Source organism: uncultured Gimesia sp., from assembly GCF_937919775.1.
GTDB lineage: Bacteria > Planctomycetota > Planctomycetia > Planctomycetales > Planctomycetaceae > Gimesia.
Genome location: NZ_CALFPF010000166.1, coordinates 1 through 9,665, shown reverse-complemented (window position 1 = coordinate 9,665; position 9,665 = coordinate 1). Strand labels below are relative to the sequence as shown.

At 48.7% G+C, this 9,665-nt stretch carries 6 protein-coding genes; 5 read left to right on the top strand and 1 reads right to left on the bottom strand.

Translation table 11 applies throughout. The annotated features are described in order from the left end of the window. The first annotated feature begins 61 nt into the window (after positions 1-61). A complete protein-coding gene (locus tag Q0294_RS04490; protein ID WP_299461354.1) occupies positions 62-1,363 on the top strand; it encodes a beta-ketoacyl-[acyl-carrier-protein] synthase family protein in 1,302 nt (433 codons plus the stop codon). A gap of 145 nt (positions 1,364-1,508) precedes the next feature. Here the strand turns inward: Q0294_RS04490 and Q0294_RS04485 are convergent, their stop codons facing one another. Next, the gene (locus Q0294_RS04485) at positions 1,509-2,927 is read right to left on the bottom strand and encodes a tetratricopeptide repeat protein (RefSeq protein WP_299461353.1); all 1,419 of its coding nucleotides are present in this window, start codon (positions 2,925-2,927) and stop codon (positions 1,509-1,511) included. A gap of 767 nt (positions 2,928-3,694) precedes the next feature. Between Q0294_RS04485 and nusA the strand changes: the two genes are divergently transcribed. From nusA to Q0294_RS04465, 4 genes are all read left to right on the top strand, one after another. After that, complete coding sequence (gene nusA, locus Q0294_RS04480) at positions 3,695-5,128, top strand: transcription termination factor NusA (RefSeq protein WP_299461352.1); 1,434 nt, start codon at positions 3,695-3,697, stop codon at positions 5,126-5,128. A gap of 110 nt (positions 5,129-5,238) precedes the next feature. Beyond that, positions 5,239-8,049, top strand: coding sequence for a translation initiation factor IF-2 (infB, locus tag Q0294_RS04475; protein WP_299461351.1), 2,811 nt, complete (start codon positions 5,239-5,241; stop codon positions 8,047-8,049). Between the two features lie 36 nt (positions 8,050-8,085). Beyond that, on the top strand, positions 8,086-8,505 hold the full coding sequence (gene rbfA / locus Q0294_RS04470) for a 30S ribosome-binding factor RbfA (RefSeq protein ID WP_299461349.1): 420 nt from the start codon (positions 8,086-8,088) through the stop codon (positions 8,503-8,505). 78 nt (positions 8,506-8,583) lie between these two features. Then, on the top strand, positions 8,584-9,498 hold the full coding sequence (locus Q0294_RS04465) for a hypothetical protein (protein ID WP_299461347.1): 915 nt from the start codon (positions 8,584-8,586) through the stop codon (positions 9,496-9,498). The last annotated feature ends 167 nt before the right edge of the window (positions 9,499-9,665 follow it).

Here is a 9,665-nt window from a genome sequence, read left to right as displayed (position 1 = left end):
AACTACATTATTCAATAGCAGCTGGCGAAGTGTGTAAGCGGGACTTTCTAAAGAGATTCAAATGAATACAGATTCAAGACCACGAATTCTGATAACCGGGATGGGGATTCTCACCCCGATTGGGATCGGAGTGGATGCGTTTCAAGACAGTTTGATGTCCGGAAGATCGGGCATTAAAAAATCGGAACTATACTCCTACCTGGCAGCACCTGATAGTTGCGTCGGGGAAATTTCAGATTTCAACGACTCCACGATTAAAAAACAGTACCTTAAAGATCAGAAGAAAAGCCTTAAGGTCATGTGTCGTGAGATTCAACTGGGCGTGGCTTCCGCGAATCTGGCGATGGAAGATTCTGCACTGGACCTGTCAGGCGTTGACAGTGAGCGTTTTGGAATTGAATTTGGCGCGAATTTGATGTTGAGCCCCCCGGATGTGCTGTATGGTGCTTGTGTCGCCTGCGCGAACGGGACTCAGTTTGAATACGAACGTTGGGGCACTGACGGGTTGGCCAAGATGGAACCGCTCTGGTTGTTGAAGTATCTTCCGAACATGCCGGCGTGTCATATCGGCATTATCATTGACGCCCGTGGGCCGAACAACTCGATCACACAGGCCGAGGCATCTGGTAATCTGGTGTTGGGAGAAGCGCAGAGCGTGATTGAACGTGGCTGGGCTGATGTCATGATCGCAGGCGTGACTGGAACCCGCGTGCATGAAGTGAAATCAATTCATGCCAAATTCTGGGACGAGCTGGCAGATTCGCCAGCAGAGTTTTCAAAGCGTTCGCGCCCCTTTGATAAAGCACGAACCGGTCAGGTGGTTGGCGAAGCGGCTTGCTCGCTGCTGCTGGAAGAAAAATCGCATGCAGAAAAACGTGGCGCAAAAGTCTGGGGAGAGCTTCTGGGGGCTGGCGCCTCTTGCGTCATCAACCGTGATGGCTCAGTCAATACCAGAGCAGCCATTGCCAACTCGATCAGATCGGCACTGAAAAACGCCGGAGTAGAACCGGGCGATATCGGTCATATCAATGCGCATGGCCTGGGTGAGCGGGCGTTTGATATCGAGGAGTTTCAAGCGATTCAGGACACCTTCGGTGATATTGCCACAAAGGTTCCGGTTACAGCACTCAAGAGTTACTTTGGAAATTCTGGTTCAGGCTGTGGCATTGTCGAAGTCAGTGGTTCGCTGGTTGCTTTGAAGCAGGGAATGATTCCTGCGACATTGAACTACGAAACTCCTGATTCTGATTGTCCGTTGAACGTGGTTCGAAATGAACCCCTGGCGACAAATAACAAGTTGTTTCTGAAAATCAGCACGACAACATTCGGACAAGCCAGTGCTTCCGTAGTTTGTGGCGCGTGAACTCATAAAACTGAGCGATAAAATAAACAGCCTCGGAAAGTAGGAATTACTTTCCGAGGCTGTTTTTTAGTTTGTGCTCAGGTTGCTTGTAGCCTCTCTCCGGACAATAACAGTAGAAGAGAGGCTCTCGTTAAATGGGACGCGATTAGAATTTCTTGAGTGCGTACTGAGCGCCACGGTAAGCCGACAGGTTCTTCATGTTGGTGTTGAGGGCCTGCTGGAAATTTTGAGTGGCTGTGGCATTGTCGCCGGCGATAAGTGCCTTTTCCCCGATGAAAAAATGCGCTTCGCAAGTTTGGGCTTTGGTACGTTCCTGGTCTTTGACGTCAATGGCTTTAATCAGATCCGCTTCGGAGATCGCGCCCATCAAAAAAGCGAGGAGATTGTCAACAGAGTCGCGCGTGTCAGGCTTTTGTGAAGGGGTCGATTGAAATTTGGCATCTGCAGCCGCTTTTTGATCGCTGCGTACCATCGCAACGTACAGCCAGGGGTTTAAAACTTTCATCTGCTCCGGGGCCAATTGTGCTGCCAGATTGAACTCGGCAATCGCTGCGGGAAAATCCTGGCTGAAAAAGTAGGAGAATCCCAGGTCCGAATGCAGGGCTGCATTTTGCGGATCAAGTTGAACGGCCTGTTTCTGGTCTACAAGTGCTTGAGCAATGTTTCCCTGCAGGAGCCGGGCTTCTCCTCGCATTCCCAGGACGAACGGTTGATTCGGGGCTATGGACAATGACTGTGTCAGATCTGCTTCAGCCGTTTGCGGGTTGCCTCCTTCCAGATACGCAAAGCCCCTGTTCGTAATGGCATGGTGGTATTGGGGGTCAATCTGAATGGCGCGGGAGAAGTCGTTGATTGCTTCCTGAAGTTTTCCCTGCTGCTGATAAAACATGGCTCTGTTGTTGTAGACCACAGGTGAATTTGGCTGTTTCTGCACTACCTGATTGAAACTGGCCAGTGCCATTTCATTGTTTCCCGCTAAAGCATAAGCGTCCGGCAGTGCCAGTTGAGCGGCAAAGTGGTCGGGTGAAAGCTTGATTGTTTCAGCGAAGTCATTGGCTGCATCCTGCGGCTTATTCAAAGGCAGATAGATCATTCCGCGCTGATAGTGAAAATTGGCTCGTTCTTCAGGGGTCAGATTCGGGCGAGCCAGAATTTGATTGGCGACATTTAAGGCTGTTTCTGCATGGCTTTTTTTGTTTTCCATGACAGCCAGATTCATCATTCCGAAGAGATAGGGCAGGTAGTAATTTACATTCTGGTTTTGGCTGAAGCGGATCGCCTCACGTGCATCACCCACACCGTCTCTGATGGTTTGTGCATTTCCCTGTTCGCGTCCTGATTCTACTCGTGCACTCGCACGTAAATAGAAGGCGACATGATCGTCCGGTTTTTGCTGTAAAACCTGCGAGGTCAGTTCAATGGATTTTGCAAAGTCGCCCTGTTGCTGGGCCTGGTCGGCTTGTATTTTTTGTTGAGCAAAAGGGTCGTTTGCATCAGGTGTCTGTGCAGCCGCGGTGAACGGAATCACGACGCAGAAAATTAAAAGGGGGATCAAGCGAGACATTCCAGGAGTGTCCTTCAGAAAGTGAGGATGCATTTTTCAAATTTACAAACCCGGCAAGCTGCAAAAGAGATCGGTCTGACCGGGATATCTTCCTAATACTATAGTAGATTTCGATTTTGATGGAGACCAATCTTTCAACAACAGAGAGAAACTGACTAAAAGGGGGCTTTCCCGGTTGTTAAAGTATTAGCATAATTTACCGGCAGTGACCTGTAAATGGTAACAGTACTCGCTCCTGTTTAACGCTTCTGGAATGCAGGAACTGAGTCGTTCTGAAATAGTTGCCTGCGGTGCTTGACATCTGAGCGCGCGGAGATTAATTTCATTGAGAATAGAGTATTCTCTTTAAGGGATACTTTATGCGCAATTGTCTTGCATACTGGTGTTCAGTGTGCAGTGTGTTTGCAAGGGGGAACAGGTCGTTGTGACTGTTTGCTTCTTTGTGATGAATCGGCATTCGTAAACTCGAATGGAGTCCTCTGATATGTAGGCTGGTTGGAACTCGAGCATTAGCTCACCAATCCGATTGTCGTGATTTGTTGTTTTGGAAATGACAATTGCGGCTCTACTGAGCTACCGTTTTGCGGTGGTTGAGGTAGTCATAAAGTGGGCATGTTCCCGCTTTTTTTTGTTAATGGCGATACCGTTGAATGCTGTTTTTTCAGCGGTGTCAGAAGTCTGGAATAGATTTGACCGGTTCAGGTCTTGTTTGAGTAGTTTTCGAGTCAGTTGATCTGAATCAGCTGTCGAATGAAGGAAACACAATTATGGACGGTAAGGAAGTTCTCCGCATTGTTGATGCCATTCAGCGCGATAAGAGCATTGATAAAGAGATCGTGTTTGGTGGCATTGAACAGGCCATCTTATCCGCCGCGCGCAGGCACTTTGGGGATGATCACGAGCTTACTGTCAATATTGATCGTGAATCTGGCGAACCGACTGTTTTTTGTGATAATGAAGAACTGGATCAGGATGTTCTGGGCGAAATTCTGGGACGCGTTGCTGCTCAGACAGCTAAGCAGGTCATGATTCAAAAAATCCGTGAAGCCGAACGTGATTCGGTTTTTGATGAATATATGGAAATGCAGCATCAATCGGTTTCGGGAACTGTTTCCCGGGTCGAAGGTGGCGCAGTGCTGATTAACCTGGGTAAAATCGAAGGTATTCTTCCTCGAGGTGAGCAGATTCCCGGTGAATCGTTTCGGGTTGGTGATCGCGTGCGTGCGGTCGTTCTGGACGTTCGCAAAGCCGGCAGTCGCGTGAAGGTGATTCTCTCGCGAACGCATCCAGACATGGTACGCCGCTTGTTTGAGCTGGAAATTCCGGAAGTTTCAGATCGTATTATTGATGTTCGTTCTCTGGCCAGGGAAGCCGGCTATCGATCTAAAGTAGCTGTTTCCTGTAGCGACAGCAGTATTGATTGCGTGGGAGCCTGCGTCGGCATGCGGGGAGCCCGGATCAAGAATATTGTGGATGAGCTTGCCGGTGAGCGGATTGATATTGTCCGTTGGAACGACTCGTTGCAGGTTCTGGTTCCCAATTCGCTGCAGCCCGCGGAAGTGGAAGATGTGATTCTGTGTCCCATGTTAGGGCGTGTGATTGTGCTGGTACGCGACGATCAACTCCCTCTGGCAATTGGCAGAAAAGGGCAGAATGTGCGTCTGGCTTCCAAATTGGTCGGTTGGGATATCGAAGTGATGACTCAAACTGAGCTGGATCAACAATTAGATAAAACCGTTGAAGCATTTTCTTCGATTCCCGGCGTTTCCGAAGAGTTGGCTGAAAGTCTGGTGTCACAGGGTTTCTTCAGTTATTACGATTTGTCGGTGATCGAACCTGATCAGTTAGCAGAACTTGGCGGGCTGACTGCTGAGCAGTGCGAACAGATTGTTGAAGTTGCCGATCGGGAAAGTGAACGTGTCGAGGCTGAAGAGGACGCAATGCGTTCTGCCAAGAAGACTCATCCCGGGGCTTCTGCAGCAAAACCTGCTACGGAGAATCTTGTAGAGGAAGTTGCTGAACCAGCCGTGGCAGATTTGGAAGAAGCTGCAACGGCATTAGAGGAAGATGCGGTTACAGCAGAAGAAGATACAGTTGCAGTAGAGGAAGACACGACAGATTCGGAAGAAGCCATCGGTTCTCAGGAAGTCCCGGTGAATGCAGAAAACGCGACGGAAGAATCGACAGAGAAACAGGAATAAATCGTTTTATTACGAGTAAGTGTGATGAGGCAGTTGCCTCATCAGGCAATATGTTTGAGTCCGACTGGATTTAAAAGCGTATTGCAGAATTGTTCACGGGAGAAGGGCTGTTGAAGATACGTATTTTTGCTCTTGCAAAAGAGTTGGGAATGGACAGCAAAGTGCTGATCGATGAATGTAACCAAGCGGGGGTGAAGTTGAAAAACTCCGCTTTGGCCAGCATCACGCCCGACGAACGTGACATTGTCATTGCCTATTTAAATAAGAATAAGAGCGATCAACCTTCTGAGAGTTCAGCAGAGGCTGTTGATCAAGCAACTCTGGTGCCTCAGCGGGAGCAGACTAGACTACGGACCATCAAGTCGATGACGTCCCGAGCACAGTCTACACGGGCCATGTCGCAAACATCCTCCCGCGCATCTGATGAAGAAGAGCTTTCCGACCAGGGGGAAGAAGACATATCAGGCGTGGCGGTTGAAGAGGACGAACTGGAAACGGCTGAAGGCGGTACAGAGGGTTCTTCTGCTAAACACGAAGAGTCTGAAGCAGCGACCGATTCTGTGGAAGCCCGTTCCGGTCTACTCAAACGCAAATCTGCGGGAGGCGTGCCCCAGGATACCGAAAAGGGAGAGTCTGAGCAGGTTTTCAGTCGTGGCGATTATGTTCCTGGCGGCGGCGGAAGTTCGACGATACGTGAAATGAAACCACGAGGTTCCACACGTTCCGGGAAGCAGCAACCCAAATCAAAAACCAAGTCGGCTTTGCCTGCGGTGGCAGCTCCTCCTGCGTACAAGCAGCCGGTGATTCAGAAGGTAAAGAAAAAAGAAGAGAAAGCTCAAAAGCCTGAAGTTCGTCTGACAGCAGATATTCTGGAGCAAAAGAGCCCACTGGCTGCGCATCTTGCTCAGCATACGGAACAGAAAAAGCGGGATAAAGACCGTGATATTCCGGATTCAGATGATGATTCAAAGGATGAACGTCGGGGAAGTCTGAGCCTGGTCGAAGCGCGGAAACAGCGTCGAGAGCAGCGTAAAGATGGACGCCGGGTCTTTGCTCCTGACGGAACAGAGCAGCAGGAAGTTGTCGGCCGTCGTCCCCGTCGGTCAAAGCGGAAACATGATACCGGGCATGTCATCCACAAAACAGATGTGGAAGTCGAAGTGCCGATGACGGTCCGCAGTTTATCGGAAGCAATGGGCCGCCCTGCCAAAGCAATCATGTCAATCATGTTTAAAGAATTTGGTGAAATGGTGACCATCAACCAGATCGTTGAAGAAGACATCGCTTTGGCTGTGGCGCTGGAATTAGGGGTCGACCTGACCTTCAAAAAACAAAAAGGAGCCTTGGAAACGGTCAACGAGATTATCGAACAGGAAGACACGTCGGAAGATCTCATTACGCGGCCCCCGATTATTACAGTACTGGGGCACGTCGATCATGGTAAAACGACGCTTGTCGATGCACTGCGAAACTCCCGAGTGGTCGAAGGTGAAGCGGGTGGGATTACCCAGCATATAGCCGCTTATCAGGTCGAATATAACGGACACAAACTGACATTTGTAGATACGCCGGGACACGCTGCTTTCAGTGAAATGCGATCACGTGGCGCGAATGTGACCGATATGGTTGTACTCGTCGTTGCAGCCGATGATGGTGTCATGCCTCAGACTGCTGAAAGTATCAGCCACGTCAAAGCATCAGGTGTGCCGATGGTTGTGGCAATGAACAAGATCGACCTGCCCGAAATCAATGAACAAAAAGTGTTGACGGACCTTGCGAGCCACGATGTCCTTCCTGCCGAATGGGGGGGGGAAACCGAAGTCATACGCGTATCTGCTTTGAAGAAAACCGGCCTGGACAATCTGCTCGAAACTCTGTTGTTGACAGCGGAGTTGCATGAACTCAAAGCGAACCCGAATCGGCCTGCCGTTGGCGTCTGCCTCGAAGGGTTCCGCGACGAAGGACGCGGCTCGGTTGCCTGGTTGATTGTTCAAAAAGGAACGCTGCGGGTTGGTGATGCCGTGATCTGCGGTAAATCGTATGGTTATATTCGTGCCATGTATGACGACAAGGATCAGCTGGTTAACGAGGCCGCACCTTCGGTACCTGTTAAAGTAGCCGGTCTGGATTCGGTGCCTGGTGCCGGCGATCACTTTGTTGTGGTTGCTGACATCGATCAGGCAAGAGCACTGGCTGAAGAGCGACGCCATGAAGGGCGTGCCGATACTTTGTCCAGACACAGTGGTGGTCCGCGAACTCTGGAAGATATCATGGGGTCTGCCCGCGAAGGGTTGATTCAGGATTTGCCATTGATTATCAAAGCGGATACTCCCGGTTCTCTGGAAGCAATCCGAAGTGAAATCGGGAAGTTTGAACACCCTGAAGTACGCGTCAAAATTCTGCATGAAGGAGTCGGCGGAGTTAACGAAAGCGATGTTTCTCTGGCAAGTGCATCGAATGCCATTATTATCGCGTTCCATGTGGTCGCAGAAGATCGAGCCCGGAATCTGGCGTCACAGGAAAATGTAGAGATCCGTCGCTACAGTATTATTTACGAAGTTCTGGATGATATCAAACTGTCACTGGAAGGGATGTTACGTCCTGATCTGGTGCAGGAACAAACCGGGCGTGTTCTGGTTCTGCAGACGTTTTCGATCAGCCGCTTTGGAAAGATTGCTGGCTGCCGGGTACTGAATGGAACCATCAATCGAAATGATCGCGTCAATCTGATACGAGATCAGAAGATTCTCAATCAGTATGGGATTGCTTCGCTGAAGAGAGAAAAGGACGATGTCAAGGAAGTTCGCGAAGGTATGGAGTGTGGAATTCTGCTTGCCGGGTTTAATGATATTAAAGAGGGTGACCTGTTAGAAGCATTCCGAATCAACGAAGTGAAACGAACTCTCGAATCCTCTTCTTAATATAAACACAAGCCAGTGAATGCGTACGGGGACTGAATGACATCACGTCGATTAGCAAAAATCGCTCAGGCGATATTAGAAACAGTGAGTACAACGATTCTGTTGCATTTGCGCGATCCTCGTATCCAGAATGTAACGGTATTACATGTTGAAGTCGCTCCGGATGTGCAGTCTGCCAAGATTTATATTTCGATCATGGGAGATGAAAAGGCAAAAGCACTATGTATGCATGGTTTGGAGTCAGCAAAAGGATTCATTCAATCCAAAATCGCGGATCGAATCCAAACCCGCTATACGCCTATTATCAGATTTGTTCAGGATTCTGTTGTGAAGGATTCGGCTGAGGCACTTCGTATTTTGGATGAGTTACAGATCGAGCGAGAAGCAGAGGAGTTGGCGAAGAAATCTTCTCTAGAAGATAATCAGAGCTCTGATGAAGAATCACACGGGGATTAATAGACAGTATTTCCGTAAATGAAAGAGTTGTTTTCATTACTTTCCATTTGAAATATTTCAAGCATTGCACAGACAGATATGGTTGCCAAAAAAATTTCAACATCAGAAAAACAGACTGTTTGTAAGAAGCTGATCAACCTGCTCAAAAAGCGATATTCAGCGACATTACCAAAGTATGATCGTCCTGTACTGGAGACGATCTTACATGCCATCTGTCTTGAAAATACGACGGACTCTCTGGCTGATGAAGTTTTTGATTCTCTTCTGGAAGGTTTTCATGATCTGAACGAGATCCGTGTCAGCACAATTTCTGAATTGGAATCCGTGTTTTCGGCAGTCGGTGATGCCGAATGGCGGGCATACCGGATCAGATCAGTCCTGCAATATGTGTTTGACAAGGAATTTTGTTTTGATCTGGATCTGTTGAAAAAGAAGACATTGGAGCAGGCTCAAAAGCAGTTGACGAAAATGAAAACGTTAACCCCCTTTGTGATCAACCACACTTTGCAGGTTGTTCTGGGGAGCCATGCAGTGCCGGTGGATGAGAAAATCCTGAATGCAAGCAAGTGGCTGGGGCTGCTGCCTGCCGAAGAACCCATCGAAACAGCGAGCGACAGTCTGAAATCAAGTATTCGTAAGTCCGATGCCCCTTTATTCAGTCATTTATTACGCTGCCTGGCGACCGACGAAGAACTTGCGGCTGATTTTAATTTAGCCAGGAATCCATTACCGGCAGATGGCGTGGATTTCGCGCAGGCTCCCAACCGACTGGAGAGTTTATTTGCGAATCCGCTATCCAAGCAGAAAAAAAAGGTGAAAAAGAAGAAGACGTCAGCCACAACCAAAAAAACGACTGCCACAGTGAAAAAGAAATTACCTGCCAAGTCTGATAAATCGGCGACAAAGAAAACGGCCAGCAAAGCTGCTCCCGCTAAACGGGCGGCTACCAAGAAAAAAGTTCCCAAAAAGAAATCTTCCTCAACAAAAAAATAGGTTGTCGGGAATTCGATCAATCCTTGCCAGCTAACCTCTCATATCGCCACCAGCCGCCATCATGATACCTGTGTCAGTAATTATCTCCTGTTTCCCGGTGCTAAAATCATAGATTCCGCAAAAAGCAGGCTTGGAGAAGGTGGTGAATAGGCGTTACAATAAATATT